20 protein-coding genes are annotated in these 24,140 nt (G+C 40.3%); 8 read left to right on the forward strand and 12 right to left on the reverse strand.

From position 1 onward, the window contains the following. Positions 1-16 precede the first annotated feature (16 nt). The 8 genes from QP437_RS06875 to leuA form a co-directional block, all read right to left on the reverse strand. Complete coding sequence (locus QP437_RS06875; RefSeq protein ID WP_049356256.1) at positions 17-484, reverse strand: hypothetical protein; 468 nt, start codon at positions 482-484, stop codon at positions 17-19. Positions 485-656: 172 nt separating this feature from the next. Beyond that, complete coding sequence (locus tag QP437_RS06880) at positions 657-1,472, reverse strand: hypothetical protein (RefSeq protein ID WP_285267379.1); 816 nt, start codon at positions 1,470-1,472, stop codon at positions 657-659. 162 nt (positions 1,473-1,634) lie between these two features. Then, on the reverse strand, positions 1,635-2,420 hold the full coding sequence (locus QP437_RS06885) for a hypothetical protein (protein WP_285267380.1): 786 nt from the start codon (positions 2,418-2,420) through the stop codon (positions 1,635-1,637). A 166-nt stretch (positions 2,421-2,586) separates the two neighbouring features. Then, complete coding sequence (gene metH / locus QP437_RS06890; RefSeq protein WP_285267381.1) at positions 2,587-6,279, reverse strand: methionine synthase; 3,693 nt, start codon at positions 6,277-6,279, stop codon at positions 2,587-2,589. Between the two features lie 175 nt (positions 6,280-6,454). Beyond that, positions 6,455-7,057 (reverse strand): 3-isopropylmalate dehydratase small subunit, encoded by a 603-nt coding sequence (gene leuD / locus QP437_RS06895; protein WP_005696826.1) that lies wholly within the window; start codon positions 7,055-7,057, stop codon positions 6,455-6,457. A 10-nt stretch (positions 7,058-7,067) separates the two neighbouring features. Further along, positions 7,068-8,477 carry a 3-isopropylmalate dehydratase large subunit gene (gene leuC / locus QP437_RS06900; RefSeq protein WP_111304353.1) on the reverse strand — a complete coding sequence of 470 codons (1,410 nt, stop codon included), beginning with the start codon at positions 8,475-8,477 and terminating at the stop codon, positions 7,068-7,070. Between the two features lie 78 nt (positions 8,478-8,555). Then, a complete protein-coding gene (leuB, locus tag QP437_RS06905; protein WP_285267382.1) occupies positions 8,556-9,632 on the reverse strand; it encodes a 3-isopropylmalate dehydrogenase in 1,077 nt (358 codons plus the stop codon). A gap of 166 nt (positions 9,633-9,798) precedes the next feature. Then, the gene (gene leuA, locus QP437_RS06910) at positions 9,799-11,346 is read right to left on the reverse strand and encodes a 2-isopropylmalate synthase (protein WP_285267383.1); all 1,548 of its coding nucleotides are present in this window, start codon (positions 11,344-11,346) and stop codon (positions 9,799-9,801) included. 523 nt (positions 11,347-11,869) lie between these two features. On the opposite strand from leuA, the gene dprA reads away from it, so the two are divergent. The 4 genes from dprA to pfkA all read left to right on the forward strand — a co-directional run bounded on the left by dprA (position 11,870) and on the right by pfkA (position 15,486). Next, entirely contained in the window at positions 11,870-12,985 is a 1,116-nt protein-coding gene (dprA, locus tag QP437_RS06915) for a DNA-processing protein DprA (RefSeq protein WP_285267384.1), read from the forward strand. Between the two features lie 63 nt (positions 12,986-13,048). Then, a complete protein-coding gene (gene yaaA, locus QP437_RS06920; RefSeq protein WP_285267385.1) occupies positions 13,049-13,825 on the forward strand; it encodes a peroxide stress protein YaaA in 777 nt (258 codons plus the stop codon). Further along, positions 13,818-14,408 (forward strand): hypothetical protein, encoded by a 591-nt coding sequence (locus tag QP437_RS06925; RefSeq protein WP_285267386.1) that lies wholly within the window; start codon positions 13,818-13,820, stop codon positions 14,406-14,408. The genes yaaA and QP437_RS06925 overlap by 8 nt, the downstream gene beginning before the upstream one ends. Positions 14,409-14,520: 112 nt before the next feature. Then, on the forward strand, positions 14,521-15,486 hold the full coding sequence (gene pfkA / locus QP437_RS06930) for a 6-phosphofructokinase (protein ID WP_049363272.1): 966 nt from the start codon (positions 14,521-14,523) through the stop codon (positions 15,484-15,486). 77 nt (positions 15,487-15,563) lie between these two features. Here pfkA and folA read toward each other — a convergent pair whose 3' ends face one another. Continuing rightward, positions 15,564-16,064, reverse strand: a complete 501-nt coding sequence (gene folA / locus QP437_RS06935; protein WP_285267387.1) for a type 3 dihydrofolate reductase — start codon at positions 16,062-16,064, stop codon at positions 15,564-15,566. Between the two features lie 142 nt (positions 16,065-16,206). Between folA and proB the strand changes: the two genes are divergently transcribed. Next, positions 16,207-17,316: a glutamate 5-kinase gene (gene proB, locus QP437_RS06940; RefSeq protein WP_285267388.1), complete on the forward strand. Its 1,110-nt coding sequence runs from the start codon at positions 16,207-16,209 to the stop codon at positions 17,314-17,316. Positions 17,317-17,428: 112 nt separating this feature from the next. After that, positions 17,429-17,809 (forward strand): hypothetical protein, encoded by a 381-nt coding sequence (locus QP437_RS06945; RefSeq protein WP_005696814.1) that lies wholly within the window; start codon positions 17,429-17,431, stop codon positions 17,807-17,809. A 35-nt stretch (positions 17,810-17,844) separates the two neighbouring features. Here QP437_RS06945 and QP437_RS06950 read toward each other — a convergent pair whose 3' ends face one another. The 3 genes from QP437_RS06950 to pssA all read right to left on the reverse strand — a co-directional run bounded on the left by QP437_RS06950 (position 17,845) and on the right by pssA (position 20,855). Continuing rightward, a complete protein-coding gene (locus QP437_RS06950; RefSeq protein WP_054419202.1) occupies positions 17,845-18,477 on the reverse strand; it encodes an FKBP-type peptidyl-prolyl cis-trans isomerase in 633 nt (210 codons plus the stop codon). Positions 18,478-18,498: 21 nt separating this feature from the next. After that, entirely contained in the window at positions 18,499-19,368 is an 870-nt protein-coding gene (gene asd / locus QP437_RS06955) for an archaetidylserine decarboxylase (RefSeq protein ID WP_111314733.1), read from the reverse strand. A 119-nt stretch (positions 19,369-19,487) separates the two neighbouring features. Continuing rightward, positions 19,488-20,855 carry a CDP-diacylglycerol--serine O-phosphatidyltransferase gene (pssA, locus tag QP437_RS06960; protein WP_285267389.1) on the reverse strand — a complete coding sequence of 456 codons (1,368 nt, stop codon included), beginning with the start codon at positions 20,853-20,855 and terminating at the stop codon, positions 19,488-19,490. A 149-nt stretch (positions 20,856-21,004) separates the two neighbouring features. Between pssA and QP437_RS06965 the strand changes: the two genes are divergently transcribed. Next, a complete protein-coding gene (locus QP437_RS06965; protein WP_285267390.1) occupies positions 21,005-22,078 on the forward strand; it encodes a tRNA/rRNA methyltransferase in 1,074 nt (357 codons plus the stop codon). Between the two features lie 170 nt (positions 22,079-22,248). Then, positions 22,249-24,138 carry a bifunctional glutathionylspermidine amidase/synthase gene (gene gss / locus QP437_RS06970; RefSeq protein WP_111314736.1) on the forward strand — a complete coding sequence of 630 codons (1,890 nt, stop codon included), beginning with the start codon at positions 22,249-22,251 and terminating at the stop codon, positions 24,136-24,138. Positions 24,139-24,140 lie beyond the last annotated feature (2 nt).

Consider the following 24,140-nt stretch of genomic DNA (forward strand, 5'->3'; position numbering starts at 1 on the left):
GCACTTTCAGTGAGAATTAGCCTTCTCGACAATTTAACCAAGCTGTTCTCATGCCTTGATTGTTTTTGTAATACACCGAATTATGCTCGCGCGCAATCAGATCCACATGGCTTCCATCAATCGGCTCATAAGAGCGATAAATCACTTCAAAGCGATTTCCACGTGCATTTAAGGTACGATTTTCCACATGATCAAACGGCACCGCTTTTCCACCATCTAATTGGAAATAAATTCCAAAGTTATCTTTCATGCGGCTTTCTCTTGAAAGCGGGAAGTAAGTGGTTAAATAAGAATTCGAGCCCGTTTCTGAATTACGGCAAGAATAGTAATAACGTTTGTAATCTTTCGGATTGTTTAATTCCGCTTGGCTAATGTTATTTTTAAGGTATCGTGTTTTAACGGTTTTCTTTGGTTGTTGTGTTGTGGTACAAGCAAACAACCCTACGAATGCAGCTGTGAGTAATGCTATTTTAAATTTATTCATTGATAAAGTTCCGAGAGTAGAGTGAATGAGAAAGGGAGTATAATAGCGGAAATTGGGGATAGTGCAATATACAAAGGGGAAAGTGCGGTGCGTTTTTGAAGTGTTTTTTAGTAAAATTTGGCACATGCTGCGAGCGTGCGCCATTATAAAGAAAATGAAATATGATAAGTAACTACTTGCGCCCAGAAGGACCCCTACCAGGCTCCCACCCGATCGCCATAGGTAACCAGATTGGTGCAGTAATAATGATTAGTGCTGTTTCTGCTCCCTGTTTGGTTGATTCTCTAATTTCACGTTTAATTTCATGCCATTTCGCTGATCGAATCTCTTCGTCTGTTTTTAGACGATAATTACTAAGAGATGTAGGTATTGGCATAGGAAGTGAGGATTTTTTCAAAATTTCATCACGATTATTTAATTTTACTATACGCCCATCAATGATTGACTTATTATCTTTCCCTTTCATACGAAGAATAATTTGAGTTTTAGGCTTATTATCTTTGCATTCAGAAGGTTCTTGGTGGAAGAAATCATTTGCCACACAATAACTAGAAGCAGGCTCATAGCGTACCTCCCAGCGTTGCTCTAACCCCTTCAGGCTCTGACGAAGCGTATTAAGGTATTTAATCGGTACGATCATTATATAATCTACTTTAACTTTGTTATTAGTACGGTCAGCATCAACACCAAGCGCTAAATAAAATTCACCATCCCTTCTATTGGATTTTAAAAGCTTTGTCATGTATTCAGGCTGGAATAAAGGTTGTAAATAAAGCGCATCAATGCCTGAAAGCTCATAATCTTCGGTATCACTCAGTAAATAAGTTTTATTATCCGGTGTTTTCACAATACTTCGAATCAATATTTTTTCATCTCCCAAGTGAGTCATATATAGGTGAAAGGGCTTTGTCTTGTCGTGAGCAGGTGGCGTATTGTTACTCGAACAAGCTGCTAATAATAAGCAAAGCAAAGAGATAAATTTTTTCATAATATTCCTTATAAGTATTTGTATTTTAAAATGAGTTTACCGAATAGAAAATTATTTTGCTATTTATTTTTATAGGAATTGCTAAATGTCGAGAAGGTATGAGATGAAAGAAAAAATAGCACCAACACTTGGGGTGGTGCTATTGAAATAAAGTTATTTTAATTAACCGATTCTGCCACTGAAACCATAGATATAGAGAGGCAACCATATTGGTGCGGTAATAATCATTAGCGTATCTTTAACTCCGTCTTTAGCAGCCTCTTTTGTATCCTCCCATTTTTTTGACTGAATTTCTTTATCTGTTTTTAGACGAAAATTACTAAGATATGCAGGTATTGGTATAGGGAGTGAGGATTTTTTCAAAATTTCATCACGGTTATTTAATTTCACGATACGCCCATTGATTATTTGCTTATTTCCCTTTTCCATATAAAGGGTAATTTGGGTTTTAGGCTTATTATCTTTGCATTCAGAAGGTTCTTGATGGAAGAAATCGCCTACTTCACAATTACCATCATCATAAATTATTCGCCAACGTTGCTCTAATCCTTTCAAACTTTGACGAAGTGTATCAAGGTATTTCATCGGTAATTTTAGGTCATAGTTTACTTTAACAAGGTTATTACTACGGTCAGCATAAAAGGCAAGCGTTAAAGAAAATTTATCATCACTTCTATTGGATTTTAAAAGCTTTGTCATGTATTCAGGTTGGAATAAAGGTTGTAAATAACGCGCATCAATACCTGAAAACTCATAATCTTCGTTATCACTCAGTAAATAAGTTTTATTATCTGGTGTTTTAACAACACCTCGAATCAATATTTTTTCACCTTCCAAGTGAGTCATATATTTGTAAAAGGGCGTTGTACTGTCGTAAGCAGGTGGCGTATTGTTATTAGAACAAGCTGCTAATACTAATAAACAAAGCAAAGAGATGATTTTTTTCATAAAGTTTCCTATAAGCGGTTATATTTTGAAAGGATATTACTTCATCAAAGGTTATTTTTCTATTGTTTTCTATTCATTATTAAATCTACACAATTTATAAAATAAAAAAATAGCACTAATAAATTCATTAGTGCTATTAAATCTAAACGTTAAATTATAATAAATCCTACTTCATCGCCACACCCAACCACTTCATCATCTCTCTCTCATCCCAGCCTTTACGTTTGGCATAATCTTGAGCTTGGTCTTCATCAATGCGACCTAAAGTGAAATAGTTGCTTGCAGGATGGGTGAAGTACCAACCGCAGACGGAAGCGGCTGGCCACATGGCGTAGCTTTCAGTGAGTTTCATGCCGATGCGTTGTTCTACTTCTAATAAATCCCAAATCAAGGCTTTTTCCGTATGTTCCGGACAACTTGGATAACCTGGTGCAGGACGGATACCAACATAGTTTTCATTGATTAAACCTTGATTGTCGAATTCTTCTTGCGTGTAGCCCCAAATGCGGGTGCGAAGCTCAAAGTGCAGGTATTCTGCCATGGCTTCCGCTAAGCGGTCGCCCACAGCTTGTAGTAAGATTGCATTGTAGTCATCGCCTGCCGCTTTATAGCCTTCCACTAATTCCATTTCTTCAATGCCCGCACAGACGGCGAACATGCCGAACCAGTCTTTTTTACCGCTTTCGCGATCAGCAATAAAGTCACTTAAAGCAAAGTTAAACGGGCTTTTGCTGTTTTTGCCCCGTTCGGTTTGTTGGCGTAAGCCATAAGCGGTGCCAATGGTTTGTGTGCGTTCTTCATCAGAAAATAACACCACATCATCGCCCACACGTTCCGCAGGGAAAATACCTAAAATACCACTTGGGTTGAGCTTGTGGTTTTGCTCTAATTCATCTAAGACCACTTGCGCATCATTCCATACTTTACGTGCTTCTTCGCCGCCTTCCGGATAATCAAAGGCATCAGGGTAGCCTCCCATTAAGCCCCAAATGCGGAAGAATGGTGACCAGTCGATAAATTTACGTAATGTGGCAATCGGTACGTTTTTAAATTCCACAATACCGGTTTGGTTTGGTTTTGGTGGCACGTAATCTGCCCATTCACCACTAAAGCCATCAAAGCGGTTTGCGCGAGCCTCTTCAATGCTCAGCTGTTTACGCAGTGGTTTACGGTTAGAAAAGGATTGTTGGATTTTCTCGTAATCTTTCTTGAATTGTTCCCACAATGCCGCACGGCTTTCTGGGTTCATCAATGTCGCACACACTGTCACCGCACGGGAGGCGTTAGAAGTATAAAATACGCCGTGCTCTTTATATTTTGGATAAAGTTTAATTGCCGTATGTTCTTTAGAGGTGGTGGCACCGCCAATCATCACAGGCAGGTTTAAGCCTAAGCGAGTCATTTCACCCAGGAAGTATTCCATTTCATCTAGAGAAGGGGTAATCAAACCACTTAATGCGATGATATCCGCTTTTTCATCAATGGCGGTTTGAATGATTTTATCCGCAGGCACCATCACGCCCAAGTCAATCACTTCAAAGTTATTACATTGCATTACTACGCTTACGATATTTTTACCGATATCGTGCACGTCGCCTTTCACGGTCGCAATCACTACTTTACCGTTGCTTGAACCTTTTTGTTTGGTGGCATTGATAAACGGCTCTAAATACGCCACAGATTGTTTCATTACGCGTGCAGATTTCACCACTTGTGGCAGGAACATTTTACCGTCACCGAATAAATCGCCGACCACGTCCATGCCAGCCATTAACGGGCCTTCAATCACATCTAATGGACTTGGCAATGTTTGGCGAGCTTCTTCAGTATCTTCCACAATGTAAGTGGTAATCCCTTTCACCAGCGCGTGTTTTAAACGTTCTTCCACCGGCCAAGTTCGCCATTCTGCCACAGAATCAACCGCACTTTCATCGTTGCCTTGGTTACGATATTTTTCTGCAATATCGAGCAGTTTTTCGGTGGCGTCTGGGCTGCGATTTAATACCGCATCTTCCACAATTTCACGTAATTCAGGATCGAGATCGTCATAAATCGCGAGCTGCCCCGCATTCACAATCCCCATATCCATGCCTTGTTTGATGGCGTGATAGAGGAAGACGGCGTGAATGGCTTCACGCATCACGTTGTTACCACGGAATGAGAAAGACACATTCGACACCCCGCCCGAGATTTTTGCGTGCGGTAGCGCGCGTTTAATGCGACCTGTGGCATTGATGAAATCCACACCGTAGTTATTGTGTTCTTCAATCCCCGTACCAATGGCGAAAATGTTCGGGTCGAAAATAATATCTTCTGGTGGGAAGCCAAGTTGATTGACTAAAATGTTATAGGCACGGGTACAGATTTCTACTTTGCGATCTTCGGTATCGGCTTGTCCCACTTCATCGAATGCCATAACCACTACCGCCGCACCATATTTACGTACCAGTTTGGCGTGGTCGATAAAGATTTCTTCGCCTTCTTTAAGCGAAATAGAGTTCACAATCGGTTTACCTTGAACCGACTGTAAACCTGCCTCAATCACTTCCCATTTAGACGAGTCGATCATGACTGGCACTTTGGCCGCATCTGGCTCGGTCGCCATAATATTGAGGAAACGGGTCATGCATTTTTTGCCGTCGAGCAAGGCTTCGTCCATATTGACGTCGATCACTTGCGCGCCGTTTTCCACTTGGTCGATAGCAATTTCAATGGCTTCGGCAAATTTGTCTTCTTTAATTAAGCGTTTGAATTTCGCCGAACCTGTCACGTTATTACGTTCGCCCACGTTCACGAATAGGCTTTCATCATCAATATTGAGCGGCTCTAAACCGGACAAACGCATTGCGGTTTTAATTTCAGGCAATTTACGCGGTGCAATACCTTGCATGGCATCGGCAAAGGCTTTGATATGCTCTGGCGTTGTACCACAACAACCGCCGACAATGTTCACAAAGCCACTTTCAGCCCATTCTTTAAGATGTGCAGCCATCTCTTCTGCACCTAAATCGTAGCCACCAAAGGCATTTGGCAAGCCCGCATTTGGGTGGACGGAAACATAGGTTTCGCTGATTTTAGACAGTTGTTCAACATACTGGCGAAGTTCTTTCGGGCCTAGTGCACAGTTCAAACCAAAAGTCAGTGGTTTAGCGTGGCGAAGCGAGTTGTAGAATGCTTCGGTGGTTTGCCCTGAAAGGGTACGGCCAGAAGCATCAGTAATGGTGCCGGAAATCATAATCGGCAATTCCACACCTAATTCTTCAAACACGGTTTCAATGGCGAAAATGGCGGCTTTTGCGTTTAACGTGTCGAAAATGGTTTCGATCATGATTAAATCAGCACCACCTTCGATTAAGCCTTTAGTGGCTTCAGCATAGGCATCGACCAGTTCCATAAAAGTGACATTACGGAAACCCGGGTCATTTACATCTGGAGAAATAGAGGCTGTACGGTTGGTTGGCCCTAACACACCTGCAACAAAGCGAGGTTTTTCTGGTGTACTGTATTTATCTGCGGCTAAACGTGCTAGCTTTGCACCTGCAAAATTCAGTTCGTAGGCAATAGACTGTAAATCATAATCCGCTTGCGCAATGGTGGTAGAACTGAAAGTATTGGTTTCAATAATATCGGCACCCGCTTGTAAGTATTTCTCATGAATCGCAGAAATTAGCAGCGGTTGGGTTAAGGTGAGCAAGTCATTATTGCCACGTAAATCAACCGCACTTTCTTTAAAATGCTCGCCTCTAAAATCAGCCTCGGTGAGTTTGTATTTTTGGATCATAGTTCCCATCGCACCATCTAAAATAAGGATGCGTTCAGCGAGGGATTTTTTTAGTAATTCGGTTTGATTATGTGACATAGACAGCTCTTTTTAAAATCAATCAATATTGGTCGGAATAATAGGGATAAGCATGGATACTGTCAAATAAAAGGGGAGAAAGTGCGGTAAAAAAATGGAATGTTTTCAAAAAGAAAGGCGGACAAATTGTCCGCCGAATGGTTAGCAATATTTGCTGTCCGAGTCAAAAAACAGATTAACGTAAAAATGCCGGAATATTTTTTTCGTATTCACTGATGGCATCTTCGTGTTGTAACGTCAAACCGATGTTATCCAAGCCGTTTAACAAACAATGACGGCGGAATTCATCCAGTTCAAAGTGATAGACTTTGTCACCTACAGTGACGGTCATCGCTTCCAAATCTACATGGATTTGTTTACCTTCATTTGCCCACACCCATTGGAAGATTTCTTCCACTTCTTCTTCGCTTAAACGAATCGGTAACATGTGGTTGTTTAAACTGTTGTTATAGAAAATATCCGCAAAGCTTGGTGCGATCATCACTTTGAAACCGTAATCGGCTAATGCCCAAGGTGCATGTTCACGAGAAGAACCACAGCCAAGGTTTTTACGCGCTAATAAAATGGTCGCGCCTTGATATTGTGGATAATTCAATACGAAATCTGGGTTTGGCTTAGTGCCTTCTACATCCAAATAACGCCATTCATGGAATAAGTGTTTACCGAAACCTACGCGGGTAATGGCTTGTAAAAATTGTTTTGGAATAATCGCATCCGTGTCCACGTTTGCCGCATCCAATGGCACTACTAAGCCTGAAAGTTGTTTAAATCCTGCCATTTTCTGCTCCTTAATTTAATGTGACGTCACGAATATCAACGAATTTACCGAACATTCCCGCTGCCGCTGCCATTGCCGGACTCACTAAATGAGTTCGACCATTACGGCCTTGGCGACCTTCAAAGTTACGGTTTGACGTGGAAGCACAACGTTCCCATTCACCTAAACGGTCATCGTTCATCCCTAAACACATTGAGCAGCCCGGATTACGCCATTCTGCGCCCGCTTCGATAAAGATTTTATCCAAGCCTTCTTTTTCTGCTTGTTCTTTCACTAAGCCGGAACCCGGTACCACTAAAATACGTTTTACATTGTCAGCTTTTTTGCGACCTTTCATCACGGCTGCTGCGGCACGTAGATCTTCGATACGAGCATTAGTACAAGAACCGATAAACACTTGATCTACTGGAATTTCTTTTAAATCAGCGTTAGCGTCTAAGCCAATATAATTCAAGGCTTTTTCTGCTGAAGCACGAGTCACGGGATCGGTCATTTCTGCTGGGTTTGGCACAGGCTGATCGATACCGATTACTTGGCCTGGGTTTGTTCCCCAAGTTACCTGTGGTGCAATGTCTTTGGCTTCTAACGTGATGACCGTGTCAAATTTCGCATCATCATCGGATTTTAAGGTTTTCCAATAAGCAACGGCATCATCCCAATCTTTCCCTTTCGGGGCATGTGGGCGACCTTTTAAGTATTCGAAAGTGGTTTCATCTGGTGCGATTAAGCCGGCTTTTGCCCCCATTTCAATCGCCATATTACAAACGGTCATACGGCCTTCCATAGAAAGGTCACGAATCGCTTCGCCGCAGAATTCCACCACATGGCCTGTACCGCCTGCCATGGTGGTTTTACCGATGATGGCAAGAATAATATCTTTTGCAGTAATGCCAGGTGCTACTTTGCCACGCACTTCAATTTTCATATTTTTTGCGCGAGCTTGCTTTAAGGTTTGGGTAGCTAATACGTGTTCTACTTCGGATGTACCAATACCAAATGCCAAAGCGCCGAACGCACCATGAGTGGCGGTATGGGAGTCACCACAAACGATCGTCATGCCAGGTAAGGTTAAGCCTTGTTCAGGCCCCATCACATGCACAATACCTTGTTCTTTGGTGGTCATGTCGAATAATTGAATACCGGTCGCTTTTGTGTTTTTTGCAAGCTCCAATACTTGAATTTTCGCTTGGCCTTCAAGTTTGTTCACATCACGTACTTGAGTAGAAATACTGTGATCCATGGTGCCGAAAGTTTTGCTTACTTGGCGCACTTGTCGGCCCGCAACACGTAAACCGTCAAAGGCTTGTGGGCTGGTCACTTCATGGATTAAATGACGGTTAATATACAAAATCGGCGTTTCGCCTTCAGCTTCGTATACCACGTGGGCATCGAATAATTTTTCGTAAAGAGTTTTTGCCATAATTTTTCTCAATTCGTTAGAGTAGCAAGTGCGGTCAAATTTTAGGGTGTTTTTAAACCGCACTTTAATTATTTTTTATTAGATTGCGTTAGCGATTAATGTGCCCATTTCTGCAGTTGAAACAGGTGCAGAATCATCGGCTAAATCTCCCGTACGGTGACCACTTGCTAAGACTTTTTGTACGGCATTTTCAATGGCATCCGCTGCTTCGTTTAAGTTGAAGCTATAACGCAACATCATCGCCGCAGAAAGAATTTGTGCGATTGGGTTGGCAATGCCTTTGCCTGCGATATCTGGTGCAGAACCGCCAGCAGGCTCATATAAGCCGAAACCTTCTTCATTTAAGCTAGCAGATGGCAACATTCCCATAGAGCCGGTGATCATCGCCGCTTCATCAGAAATAATATCACCGAAAATGTTAGAGCAGAGGAGTACATCGAAAGATTCAGGCGCTTTGATTAACTGCATGGTCGCGTTGTCGATATAAATGTGATCTAAGGTGACTTCTGGATAGTCTTTCGCCACTTCAGTCACAGTTTCACGCCATAAGATTGAAGCTTGTAATACGTTCGCTTTATCCACAGAAGTCACATGTTTACGACGTTTCATTGCCGCATCAAAAGCCGCACGTGCAATGCGTTCGATTTCATATTTGTAATAAACTTCAGTATCGAATGCTTTGGTTTGTGCACCTTCACCTTCACGGCCTTTAGGCTGACCGAAATAAATCCCGCCTGTTAATTCACGCACAACCACCATATCAAATCCTTTCGCTGCAATATCTGCACGTAATGGACAGAATTTTTCTAAACCTTTATAAAGGGTAGCAGGACGAAGATTGCAGAATAATTTGAAATGTTTACGCAATGGTAATAATGCACCGCGTTCCGGTTGTTGATCTGGTGGTAAATTTGTCCATTTAGGGCCACCTACAGAACCAAACAAAATCGCATCAGCCTCATCACAACCTTTTAAGGTTTCTGCTGGTAATGGGCAACCACAATTATCAATTGCAGCACCACCGACATAAAATTCATTGAAGTTAAGTTTAAAACCGAATTTTTCTTGGACTTTGTTTAATACTTTAATGGCTTCAGCCATGACTTCCGGACCGATACCGTCTCCCGGTAGAACTGCGATGTTGTATGATTGCATATTATTTTTCCTATTTCTTTCACACTAAAGTGCGGTTAATTTTCTCCCCTCTTTTGTAAAGAGGGGCTGGGGGAGATTTTAACGATATAAAATTCACTGCTGAGGTTGATGTTACTTCTGCCAAATCTCCCTAACCCCTCTTTGCTAAAGAGGGGAACTCGATAGATTAATGATGTTTATGATTCTTAATATCTGCGACTTTATGTGAACGATAAATCGCATTGATCGCGTGGACTAAAGCAAGCGCGGAAGATTCAACGATGTCTGTTGCTAAACCAACACCATGGAATTTACGGCCTTCATGTTCAACCACGATATCTACCTGACCTAAGGCTTCAGCGCCTTCACCTTTCGCGGTTAAGTTATAGTGAGACATTTTGATTTCTAAGCCAGTTAAGTTCAAGATCGCATTGTAAACCGCATCGACCGGACCATTACCACCAATTGACGACGTGCTTAATTTATTGCCATCTAATTCCACTTGAACAAAAGCGGTTGCTGGATATTCTTTAGTGGAGTGTGCCGAAAGTTTATCTAACACTAAGCGATCTTCATCACCTTGTTGCATGTCGATAAATGCCAACGCTTCCAAGTCATAATCGAACACTTGGCCTTTTTTATCTGCTAATTTTAAGAAAGATTCATACAATTTATCCAAATCGTAATCTTGTTCAGTGTAACCCATATCTGCCATATGACCTTTCACGGCAGCACGACCAGAACGGGCGGTTAAGTTCAATTTCTCTTTCTTCAAGCCGATAGTTTCTGGTGACATGATTTCGTAGGTATTTTGGTTTTTTAACATACCATCTTGGTGAATACCGGATGAATGTGCGAAAGCATTTGAACCTACAATCGCTTTATTCGGTTGGATTGGCATATTACAAAGTTGGCTCACCATTTGGCTGACACGATGAATTTCTTGTGTGTTGATACGTGTATCTACACCCATAAATTCTTGACGCACTTTCATTGCCATTACCACTTCTTCAAGTGAGGTATTACCCGCACGTTCACCAATGCCGTTGATAGTACATTCAATTTGGCGTGCACCATTTTGTACAGCGGTTAAGGAGTTAGCCGTTGCCATACCCAAGTCATTGTGACAATGTACGGAAATCACAGCTTTATCGATATTTGGTACGCGGTTACGTACTTCAGCAATAATATTGCCGAATTGATTAGGTAAGCAGAAACCAACAGTGTCAGGAATATTTACAGTTGTTGCACCTGCATTAATTGCCGCTTCAACAATACGACAAATATTGTCGATACCTGTACGGCCTGCATCTTCGCAAGAAAATTCTACATCGTCAGTATAATTACGTGCATGTTTTACTGCGGCTACAGCCATTTCAACCACATCGTCAAAGGTACGTTTTAATTTGGCTTCAACGTGTAATGCTGAAACTGCAATAAATGTATGGATACGAAACGCTTCTGCCACTTTTAAGGCTTCAGCTGCCGCATCAATATCTTTAATTACCGCACGGGAAAGTGCCGCAACACGACTATTTTTGATATGGCGTGCAATGGTTTGAACGGATTCAAAATCGCCTTGAGAAGAAACTGGAAAACCCACTTCCATCACATCCACGCCTAGACGTTCAAGGGCTAAAGCAATCTGTAATTTCTCTTTAACGGTTAAGCTTGCTTTTAACGCTTGTTCGCCATCACGCAAGGTGGTATCAAAAATAATAACGCGATCTGTCATAGTATTTTCCTTCTTTTATCACTCAAAGTGCGGTCATTTTTACCGTGATTTTAAAACGAAAAAACCCGCAATCTTAAAAGTGCGGGTTGATAATAGATTTTTTACATAAAGGTGTTTTTTATCCACAACTTAGCCGCACAAAGAATGTGAGAGCAGGAGGTTGAGAGATAAAGAAACAGCTTGGTACATAAAAAGATAATCCTGTAAAAAATTCTGTAAAACGCTGTCCATATTACGGATAAAAATTTTGCTGTCAAACCATTTTTTAGTGATTTATATTTTGAATTAATATATTCGTATTATTGTAAAAGTTTATTATTCTAAATATGTGATGATGTGTAGAGTTTATCGCTAAAAAGATCTTTAATAGAGCCATTTTTATACTGCTTTACCCATTATTTTTGGTATGCAGATTTTTTCTAAAATTTTTTCTCTTTTTGCGATCTGAATCGCAAAATTAAGACAAATCTTTCATTTTTTGACACCAATCTCGTCATAATTCACTTTTTAAAGGAGAGAATAAATGAGCGATTTTGCGTCGATTTTATTGCGGTTGTCACAAATACCCAAATTAGGCAGTGTGCGAATTCAACAAATTCTAGCCCATGTGAATATAGATGAGTTATTAAATTATGATGAAGCTTCATTTCAACAAATGGGCTGGAATGCTTTGCAGATTCGTCGTTGGTTTCAGCCTGAAATGAAATTCATTGAGCCCGCTTTGAGTTGGGCCGAAAAAGAAGGGCATCATTTAATTCACTGTTTTTCAGATGAGTATCCTTTTTTACTCAAACAAATTAGTGGCTTTCCGTCCTTATTATTTGTGAAAGGTAATCTGACTGCACTTTCAGCACAGCAAATCGCCATGGTTGGAAGTCGTTATTGCTCCGCTTATGGGGAATATTGGGCAAAATATTTTGCGACAGAGCTTTCTCTTGTAGGATTGACGGTCACGAGTGGGCTGGCTTTAGGTATCGATGGATTTAGTCATCAAGCAGTGGTGGATATTCAAGGGCAGACCATTGCCGTATTGGGCAGCGGATTAGATCACATTTACCCCGCTAAACATCGCCGATTAGCCGAGCAAATTATCGAAAATAACGGGGCATTAGTTTCTGAATTTATCCCTACGCAAGCACCGATTGCCGAAAATTTTCCTCGTCGCAATCGTATTATTAGTGGACTTTCATTGGGAACGTTAGTGATTGAAGCCACAGAGAAAAGCGGTTCATTGATTACGGCGCGTTATGCCTTAGAACAAAATCGCGATATTTTTGCGTTGCCAGGGAATATTCAAAGTGAATACAGTCAAGGTTGCCACAAATTGATTAAGCAAGGTGCGATGTTGGTGGAAAATGTCAAAGATATTTTAGATAGCCTCAATCATAGCGTTGTTTTTCAGCTGCCAGTACATACTCTAATCAATCAGTCGATAGCTAAACCGCTCACAGCAAAAATGCCAGCTGTGGATCCGAGTCACCCTGAACTTTATCAACATATCACTTATACACCGATAAGCCTCGATGATTTATCTGCAGCACTGAATTTGCCGGTGGATTCGCTTTTAGTACAGTTATTGGATTTGGAATTACAAGACTTAATCGTCAATGAGAATGGACTCTATAAGCGGATAGCATAAACGGGGTAGAGCGATGAGGCAATCCTGTGCTAAGATACGGTCCAGTTTTAGAAAGGAGAACCTATGTTAGCCATTATTTCCCCGGCAAAAACCTTAGATTTTGAAAGTGCGGTCAGAAATCTCCCTGTTTCTCAACCGCACTTGACGGATTATAGTGAGCAACTGATTGAAATCTGTCGTCAATTATCTCCCCAAGATCTTTCTTCCTTAATGTCGATCAGCGACAAGCTTGCAGGATTAAATGCCGCTCGCTTTGCAGAATGGACAAAATCTCACAACGAAAAAAATTCACGTGCAGCTATTTGGGCATTCAAAGGTGATGTTTACACTGGTTTGGATGCTGATAGTTTATCTGATGAAGATATACAATTCGCGCAACGTCATTTACGTATGCTTTCTGGTTTATATGGTTTACTTAAACCCCTTGATTTAATGCAACCTTACCGTTTGGAAATGGGCACGAAGTTAGCGAATCCCAAAGGGAAAGATCTTTATGCTTTTTGGGGAGATATCATCACTCAATCAGTACAACAAGCACTTGATGAGCAAGGCGATCGTGTTTTGATCAATTTGGCTTCAGACGAGTATTATAAATCAGTGAAAGAGAGCCAATTAGAGGCACAAATTATTAAGCCTATTTTCTTAGATAATAAGAATGGTAAATACAAAGTGGTCAGCTTTTATGCGAAAAAAGCCCGTGGTTTAATGTGTCGTTTTATCATTCAAAATCGTTTGGAATGTGTTGAACAACTGAAAGAGTTTAACCTTGGTGGTTATTGGTTTGATTCAGCATCCTCAACTGAAAAAGAATTTGTATTTAAGCGAGATATCAATGAATAAATTCCTGGTTATATTAACCGCACTTTTATTATCAGGTTGTGCGGCAAAAGTGAGTCAGCTTCAAACACCTGAAAAAATTGAATACAACGGCAAAACCTATAAACTTACTGCAAGCCAAGATTTAGATACGATTGCGCGTTACGTTTATATCGCTGAGCCGGAAACCTTGGAAAATTGGAAATCTCAAATTGAAGTATTGCTTGCTCGTGACGTAGGTCGTTCTATTGAGCAACGTGTAGCATTACGTGAAAAAGTGTATCGTAATTTAGGTGTACAAGATTTCAAAATTCGTGCCAATTCAACGAATCCGAAAAAGCCCGCGACAGAATTAAACGGTTATGTCATTTATGCACCAACAGAACAAAATCCGTCTTGGCAGGTGAATATTGCGAAAGGGAAAAATATTTCCCATTGTGGTTTTGTGCAATACCAATATTCCCAAAAAGTGGAAATGAAAAAGTTTCAGCGCTTAAGCAAAGTAAAAATTGTGAAAAATTTACAAAAGTATCTTGTCGCAAAAGAAAGTAAAACATTACAAAAAGCCGATCTTTCTTGGAAATGTGAAAGTTATTTCAATCACTAAAATGTATAACTAGATCAAATCTCAAGTAAATTTTTCAAATTTTGCTAGAGCAGAAATTATGGATGGTGTAATCTTAGCACCAATTGTTTTTAAGAATTCAAAGTAGGTAAATATGATTAAAAAAATTGCTGTATTAACCAGTGGTGGTGATGCTCCTGGTATGAATGCTGCTATTCGTGGTGTTGTTCGTGCAGCACTTGCAGAAGGGCTTGATGTATTCGGCATTTATGATGGTTATCAAGGCTTATACAACAATAAAATCAAACAGTTAAACCGTTATAATGTATCAGATATTATTAACCGTGGTGGTACATTCTTAGGTTCTGCTCGTTTCCCTGAATTTAAGGATCCTGCCGTACGTGAGAAATGTGCGGAAATTTTACGTTCACATGGTATTGATGCCTTAGTAGTTATCGGTGGTGACGGTTCTTATATGGGGGCGAAATTGCTCACGGAAGAACATGGTTTCCCTTGTGTGGGTATTCCAGGCACGATTGATAATGATGTGGCAGGTACGGATTACACAATCGGTTATGAAACTGCGCTACAAACAGCGGTGGATGCGATTGACCGTTTGCGTGACACCTCAAGTTCTCACCAACGTATTTCTATCGTAGAAATCATGGGCCGTCACTGTAGTGACTTGACTATTTCTGCAGGTATTGCCGGTGGTTGTGAATATATTGTGGCATCTGAAATGGAATTTAATCGTGAAGAATTAATTCGTCAAATTGAACGCAGTATTATTCGTGGAAAACGCCACGCCATCATTGCGATTACTGAGTTAATCACTGACGTGCATTCTCTCGCTCGTGAAATTGAAGCTCGTGTAGGTCATGAAACCCGTGCAACCGTATTAGGCCATATTCAACGTGGTGGTTCGCCTTGTGCCTTTGACCGTATTTTAGCTTCACGTATGGGCGTATATGCGGTAGATATATTGCTACAAGGTAAAGGTGGCTACTGTGTGGGTATTCAAAATGAAAAATTAGTTCACCATGATATTATTGATGCAATCAACAATATGCGCCGTGAATTTAAAGCAGATTGGTTAGAAATGGCTAAACGCTTAGAATAATCTTTTAAAGGTTATTTAAAATAAAAGAAATCGGGCTAAAGCAATCATTGTTTTAGCCCGATTTTTATATGCCTAGATTAGGCTTTTAGTGTATTTCTCTTACGCTGCAAAATTAAAAAACGACAATCATAGGGATTGTCTTCATCAGCTTGGCGATATTCTTCAAACTCGATGTTCCATTCAGACCAATTAATTTCAGGGAAGAAAGTATCGCCGTCAATGTCTGCTTGAATTTGCGTGAGATATAGTTTATCTGCTTTAGGTAAATATTGTTTAAATAACTCGCCGCCGCCAATCAACATAATTTCATCAAATTCTTTGACAAAATCGACCGCACTTTCAAAATTCTCTTTCCAGATGACACCTTCATATACGTAAGGCGTGCGTGAAAGGACGATATTGGTGCGTTTAGGCAATGGGCGACCAATACTTTCAAAGGTTTTACGACCCATAATTACCGGTTTGCCCGTGGTGTTTTTACGAAACCAGGTTAAATCAGCAGGTAAGTGCCAAGGCATTTGATTATCTTTTCCGATGACGTTATTTTTTGTTGTCGCAACGATCAAACTTAATGTCATATTTTCTATCCTATTTTTCTTTTTTCGCACTATATCATACCTATTCACAAAATCTGTATATGAGGTTGGATTTTTCGTGATTTTTATTAATTTTAGTGCTAATTTAACCGCACTTTTCTATTTTTTTCACTGAGGATAAACTATGTCGGCAAATCGCAAAACAATCGTCGTAAAATTTGGTACTAGCACATTAACGCATGGTTCCCCAAAATTGAATGCACCCCACATGGTCGATATTGTTCGCCAGATTGCCCAACTTCATCAAGCCGGTTTTCGTGTAGTGATTGTGACATCAGGGGCGATTGCCGCTGGACGACATTATTTAAATCATCCTCAACTTCCTCCAACCATTGCGTCAAAGCAGCTTTTAGCTGCAGTAGGGCAGAGTCAGCTTATCCAAGCCTGGGAAAAATTATTTGCGATTTATGATATTCATATTGGACAAATTTTATTAACTCGTGCCGATATTGAAGACCGTGAACGTTTTTTAAATGCGCGCGATACATTACATGCGTTGTTGGACAATCATATTATTCCTGTGATTAATGAGAATGATGCGGTGGCGACAGCTGAAATTAAAGTAGGGGATAACGATAACTTATCCGCATTAGTTGCGATTTTAGTACAAGCGGAACAACTTTATTTATTAACAGATCAACAAGGCTTATACGAAAGCGATCCTCGTAAAAATCCAGATGCGAAATTAATTTCTGTGGTTGAGCAAATTACCGATCATATTCGTTCGATTGCAGGCGGTAGCGGAACAAACCTTGGTACTGGCGGGATGAGTACAAAAATTATTGCCGCAGATGTTGCAACGCGTTCAGGTATTGAAACGATTATTGCGCCAGGCAGCCGACCAGATGTCATTGTGGATTTGGCTTACGATAAACCAATTGGCACTAAATTTATTGCACATCATTCAGATCGTCTCGAAAGTCGTAAACAGTGGTTATTTGCAGCTCCATCAGCGGGTATGCTGACGATTGATGAGGGTGCTGAAAATGCCATGTTAGTACAGAATAAATCGTTGTTGCCTGCAGGGATTACGGCTGTGGAAGGGCGTTTCTCACGTGGTGAAGTCGTCAAAATTAAGAATATCTCTGGTAAAGTGATTGCACTCGGTATGCCGCGTTATAACAGCGATGCGTTGGAATTAATCAAAGGAAAAAAATCCCAAGAAATTGAACAAATTCTTGGCTATGAGTACGGTGCAGTTGCGTTACATCGTGATGACATGATTGTGCTATAGCTTAAAATAGAAATCGGATCTCTTATATTTTCTGAACCTTCCTTTTATTTTGTTGGTCTATAAAACCATAAAAAGGGCAATAGCCCGATATTAAGTAGTAAAAGGAGACAACATGAGATTAATAGCGACCGTTTTAGCTGTTGGGCTATTAAGTGCTTGTACGCAGGGCTATTATGTAAAACATCGTAGCCCAATTTCAGTGAGCAAACACGTAAAACGTTTAAATACGACGGTTTGTCATGATAAAGATGACTGGTATTTAGATGGTTATCGTGTAGGAAAAGATTTCCAAGCGCAAAGCCAATCTCAATTGAATAAACGAATTAATTATTGTGGCCGACGTGTACCTGAAGAGCTGAGAACCGCATGGTTTAACGGTTTTGATGCAGGCTCAAATGGCGTTCAGATTGATATAGAGGGTTATGATGAGGATGCTCTCTTAACCTATGATTATGACGATGATGATCGTTATAGCGAAGACGAAGAAGAATAAAAAAGTGCGGTTAATTTTAACCGCACTTTTTCTTTTTAAAGAATATCGAGTAATTCAACTTCAAACACTAGGGTTGAGAATGGTGGGATAGATGCGCCCGCACCACGTTCACCGTAAGCCAGTTCGTGTGGAATAGTGAGTTTCCATTTAGAACCAACAGGCATCATTTGTAATGCTTCAACCCAACCACGAATTACGCCATTTACTGGGAATTCAGCTGGTGCACCACGAGCAACAGAGCTGTCGAATACGGTACCATCTGGTAATGTACCTGTGTAGTGAACACGTACTTTATCAGTTGCAGATGGTTTGTTACCGTTACCTTCGGTTAAAATTTCGTATTGTAAACCGCTGTCAGTGACGTTTACGCCTGCTTTTTTTGCGTTTTCTTCTAAGAATTTTTTACCTTCTTCTTCAATTGCTTTGAATTGCGCTTGTTGTGCTTCAGCCGCTTGTTGTTGAAGCGCTTGAACGGAATGCATTAAATCATTAATTTCTAATGCAGGTTGATTACGGTTTAACGCATCGAAAATGCCTTTTGCTACCGCTTCAACAGAAATATCCATTTGGCTATCTGCTAATTGTTGACCGATTTGTAAACCGATACCGTAGCTGCCTTTTTCAGAAATACTTTCTAATTTTACTTGTTCAAAAATTTGAGCTGTCATGTTTTTTCCTTTGTTGTAAAACTATTTTTTCAATGCCAAGATTTCACCCATGCGAACAGGTTCATCAACACTTAAATGATCGGCAATTTTCACTTGGCCGGCTTGGAATAAATTAATCACGGTAGAACCAAGTTGGAACCAACCCATTTCTTGACCCTTGCTTAATTTAACCGCACTTTCACCTTCATAAGTCCACTCTTTCACTTCGTTATGACGTGGCGGATTAATAACGCCAGCCCAAACAGTGCCGATACTCGCAGTGATTGTTGCGCCCACTAAGATTTGTACCATGGTGCCGAATTCAGTATCAAAGACACAAATTACACGCTCATTACGCGCAAAGAGGTTCGGCACATGTTTCGCTAAAAACGGATTGACGGAGAATAAATCACCCGGTACGTAAATCATTTTGCGAAGCGTACCATCACATGGCATATGCACACGGTGATAATCACGTGGTGATAAATAAGTGGTGATGAATTCCCCATTTTTAAAGGTCTCGGTTAAATCTTTATCTTCCGCTAATAAATCATTTAAGCTGAAGAAGTGACCTTTTGCTTGTAATAGACGATCATCTTCAATGTGTCCACATTCACTTACACGGCCATCCGCAGGGCAACAAAGTGCGGTTGGATTTTGGTTAATTGGTCGTGCATTTTCTTTTAATGGACGGATAAAGAATTCATTAAAACTAGCGTAATCACTGAATTTTTCTTTTTCAGCAATGCTCATATCAATGTTGTATTTTTTTGCAAACGCTTTAATCACAAAATGTGTCACTGCGCCCCATTTTTGTTTAGCTAACCAACCTGCTGCTTGTGTCATATAGATTTGTGGCATCACATATTGAAATGCAACTTTTAGGCGTTGCCAATAAGAAATTGGGTTCATTGATTTCTCCGATAAGATTAAAAAGTTGGGCGATTATAACAACTTATTTCACTTGCGCAATGTTAGTTGATATTTTTGCGTAAGATCAAAGCAATAAGCCGACATTTGCCGGCTTATTTTTATAAAATCATTTTGACTAATTTGTCTGCTTGAATCCGAGCAAATTTCTTCAACAGTTTTTGCACCGGTTCAGGATATTGCGTCAATTCTTCTAATTCAGAATAATCTTGCAATACTTTGGTATGTTGGCGGATATGTGATAATTCTTTTTCCGCTTGTGACAGAAGTTCTTGTTTTGGATCGTGGATTAATAATCCATTTTCCGCATCTAAACGCCATGCACGAGGATTCAGGTTGTTCCCTGTCAAAAGAATATACTGGTTGTCCACCCAAACACCTTTGAGGTGATAAGTGTTATCGCCATCTTTCCATAAACGCACCGTTAAATGGCCATTTTTAATGTAAGCATCAAATTTCTCGCAGAAACGACGAAGATTGTTTTCATATAAATAAGGTAATGCACCTGCCATTTTAAACGGCTGCTCTGGTGGAATATAGAAATCGTTCGCGACTTTATCACCCACGATAATTTCGACACGTTTTCCTTGTTCTAATAAGCGGGCAAGTTTACTTCTTAGCGTGCGAGGGAAGTTGAAATAAGGCGTGCAAATTACCAATTTTTCCTGCACTTGTAAGAATAAATCTTCGATAACTTGGTTTAATTCGTTGCCTGATGTACCTAAACCAAAAAGCGGTGAAATGGTTAAAACATCGGAAAAACCAACCGCACTTTCCAACTGATATTCAGCATGGGCAGATAAGTTTTTACGATAAGCTTTTATTGCACTACGAATTTCTTTGGTGCGAGGGCGATTAGCCACATCTAATGGATGTACCGCACTGAAATCCAATAAATAATCATTGATGAAATTCACCATAGAATCCGCAAGTGCAGCATTATGGATTTTTTGATAACGGTCGTAACGGTATTTATCTTGTTGTTGTAAATACACGTTATTGATACTTGCACCGCTATAAAGGACGGTATCATCAAAGACAAAGCCTTTAATATGTAACACACCGAAGACTTCGCGGGTATTAATTGGCACACCGAAGAACATATTCGGTTCATCGGGAAGTTGATAGGTTTGGCGTTGTTCACAATACCAATCAGCGTTAGTAGCCGATTTTTCTGCACCGAGTAAATTGCGTTGTCCGCGATGCCAATCCACTAAAATTTTCACATCCAATTCAGGATGCTCTTGTTTTACGCGATAAATCTCATTGAGAATTTCTTGTCCCGCTTCATCTTTTTGCCAATAAAGTGCGGTCACGTAAATGCGTTTTTTAGCTTGGCGAATTAATTCTATAATTTGTGCTTTGAATTCAAGCGGACTAAACAGAAACTCAACCTGTCCTGCCTGTAAAGGAAGAAAAGGTAAATTTTTTAAATTTTGTTCTGCGCGTTTAGCTTTATTGATCAACATAATCTATCTCTACACTAAAAATTAATGCTCTAGTTTACAATATTTCCTTTGAGGATTGATAGAAAAAAGGTTTTTTTTCGTTATAATGCTCACAAATTTTCGCATTTTTTGGCGAATTATTATCCAATTTTTCCTTCGAGAAGCAAATTATGAGCAATTCACGCAAACCATCATTCCAAACAAATTCTACCAAATCTTTTCAAGAGCGTAGCCCAAAACGTGCATTTAATGACAAAGAACGTCGCTTTGATGATCGTCGTAATAATGAAAAACGTGAGGGAAATCGACCGCACTTTGATAAAAAACGGGATGATCGTAAACCTTCTCGTGGTTTCCAACAGCAAGAAGTGAGAGAACCGAAAATTGCTGAACTTTCATTAAATAAAGCCAATGGTGAAAGTGGCTCGGTAAAAGTAACGGTGAAAAGTACTGGCGTGAGTTATAAAGCGAAAGAAAAGAAAACAGGCGCATTATCACCACGAGCACCAGAGAAAATTAAAAAGAACCGCGCTGAAGAAATGAAAGTGTATGGTGAAAATGCGTGCTTAGAATTGTTTGCAGAGCGTCCAGAGAGCATTGTTCGCGTATGGGCAACGGTGCAAATGGCACATCGAATTGGCGAGATTTTCAGTTATTTAGCCGCAAATAAAAAAGTGTATCACGTGGTGGATAGCGATGAGTTGAGCTTAGTAAGTGGTACTGAGCATCATGGCGGAATTTGTATGTTAGTGAAAAAACAACGTACTTTTTCTTTGCAAGGTTATTTAGATGTACCGCGTCAAGAAGACTGTTTAGTCGTACTTGATCAAGTCAATAATGCGCAAAACCTAGGTGGCGTTGTGCGTACTTGTGCCTTCTACGGCATAAAAAATGTGGTGACAAATCAAGTTGAACAGCTTTATGCGCCCGCTGCTATGCGTGTGGCTGAAGGCGGAATGGAGCATATTCGTATTTTAGAAACAGAAAGTACTGAAATCGCTTTAGAGGCTTTACGTAAGGCTGGTTATCAGATTATTCATGTATCAACCAATAAACAAGGCGTTGCGTTGGAACAACTCAAATTTGCAGAGAAAGTCGCGTTGGTATTGAGTGAAGGTAGTACGGACGATATTCGTGAGAAACAAGATATAAATGTGCGTCTTTCTTTAAGCAATCCATTAAAAGCAGGATTAAATATTGCGGTAAATACAGGGATTTTATTAGCACATTGGTATGTGAAATAACCTTAAGTGCGGTTATTTTTAGGTTTGTTTTGGGGGCTGACATCTGTCAGCCCTTTTTCTTTTTCAAAATTGTGTGAGATTCAAATTTTGATATTTCTTGTAAAAGCCTTTGGGGGGAATCAGACAAAAGATCTATACTATTTCTAGTTGTTATTTAATAGGGAGTTTTTATGCCTGAACGTTCAGCAAACATCAGTACACACGATCCTTTCGGGAGCTTATTAGGCTATGCGCCGGGTGGCATTGCAATTTATTCATCCGATTATCATACAGCCGATGAGAAAGAGTATCCCGATGATGCCGCCTTTCGCAGTTATTTAGGACGAGAGTATATGGGATATAAATGGCAGTGTGTGGAGTTTGCACGTCGCTATCTCTATCTCAACCATGGCATGGTGTTTACTGATGTAGGAATGGCTTACGAGATCTTTTCTTTACGATTTTTACGTCAAGTGGTGAATGATGCCTTATTACCTTTACAAGCCTTTGCAAATGGTTGCAAACGTAAGCCTGAAGCAGGTGCATTGTTAATTTGGCAGGAGGGCGGTGAATTTAAACATACGGGGCATGTGGCGATCATTACCGAGGTATTAGAAGATAAAATTCGCATTGCCGAGCAAAACGTGATTCACTCTCGCTTACCAAGCGGGCAGCAATGGACACGTGAATTACCGATGACGGTTTCCGAAAGTGGTTATTTTCTGCATGATACCTTTGATGATACAGAAATTTTAGGTTGGATGATCCAAACAGAAGATACCGAATACAGTCTGCCGCGGCCAACACCAGAAAAAGAGAAGCTTGAGATTCATGCTGAACATATAGAAAACAATGGTCAGTTTGAGCATAAATGGCTGAATGAGCAAAATGAATTTGAAGCTGCATATGTGAAAGCAATGGGCGGGCATAAAGTCAGCCATTCGGATCAATATCGCTATTTTACGATATCTGAAACAGCACAACATGAGTTGATTCGTGCAACCAATGAATTACATTTAATGTATTTGCATGCCACAGATAAAGTCTTAAAAGACGATAAGTTATTACAATATTTCAATATTCCTAAATTGCTTTGGCCTCGCTTACGTTTATCTTGGCAAAATCGCCGTTATCAAACCATTACGGGACGTTTAGATTTCTGTATGGATAGCCGAGGATTGAAAGTGTATGAATACAATGCAGACTCAGCCTCTTGTCACGCTGAAGCTGGTGAGTTTATGAATCGATGGGCAATCCAAGGCGGATTGAATATTGGTGAAAATCCTGCTGATGGTTTACGTAATGCATTAGCGGATTGTTGGAAACACAGTGAAGCTACGCCGCTTGTTCATATTATGCAAGATCATGATGATGAAGAAGATTACCACGCATTATTTATGCGCAATGCACTGGTTCAAGCAGGATTTAAAGCCAAAATTATTCATGGCACAGAGGGATTACATTGGGATAGTCGTGGCCGTTTGATTGATGATGAAGATAATCAAGTAAAAACCGTATGGAAAACGTGGGCCTGGGAAACTATGTTGGAGCAACTTCGTGAAGATGCGACAGGAATGGAAGTAGCGCCACCAATTCGTACAGGCTATCCAGAAGATAAAGTGCGGTTGATTGATGTGTTACTTCGTCCAGAAGTTCTAGTTTATGAACCACTTTGGACAGCGATTCCAAGTAATAAAGCGATTTTACCAGTGTTGTGGTCATTATTCCCAAACCATCGTTATCTACTGGAGGCTGGATTTGAATTGACGCCTGAGCTGATTAAAAATGGTTACGCACAAAAACCAATTGCTGGTCGCCGAGGTGATAATGTGAAATTGATTGGTGAGTGTAAATCAGTGCTTGATAGCAAAGATGGTCGTTTTGGTAAGCAGGAGAGTATCTACCAACAACTTTGGTGTTTACCAAAAGTGGAAGACCAATATGTTCAGGTCTGTACTTTTACTGTAGGTGGGCATTATGGTGGTAGCTGTTTACGCTCAGATCCGAGTTTGGTTATTATGGGGAATAGCGATATGCAACCATTAAGGGTATTATCTGATAAAGATTTCCTTAAAAAATAAAA

The sequence above is a fragment of the Haemophilus sp. UMB1048 genome (assembly GCF_030218125.1).
Lineage (GTDB): Bacteria > Pseudomonadota > Gammaproteobacteria > Enterobacterales > Pasteurellaceae > Haemophilus_D.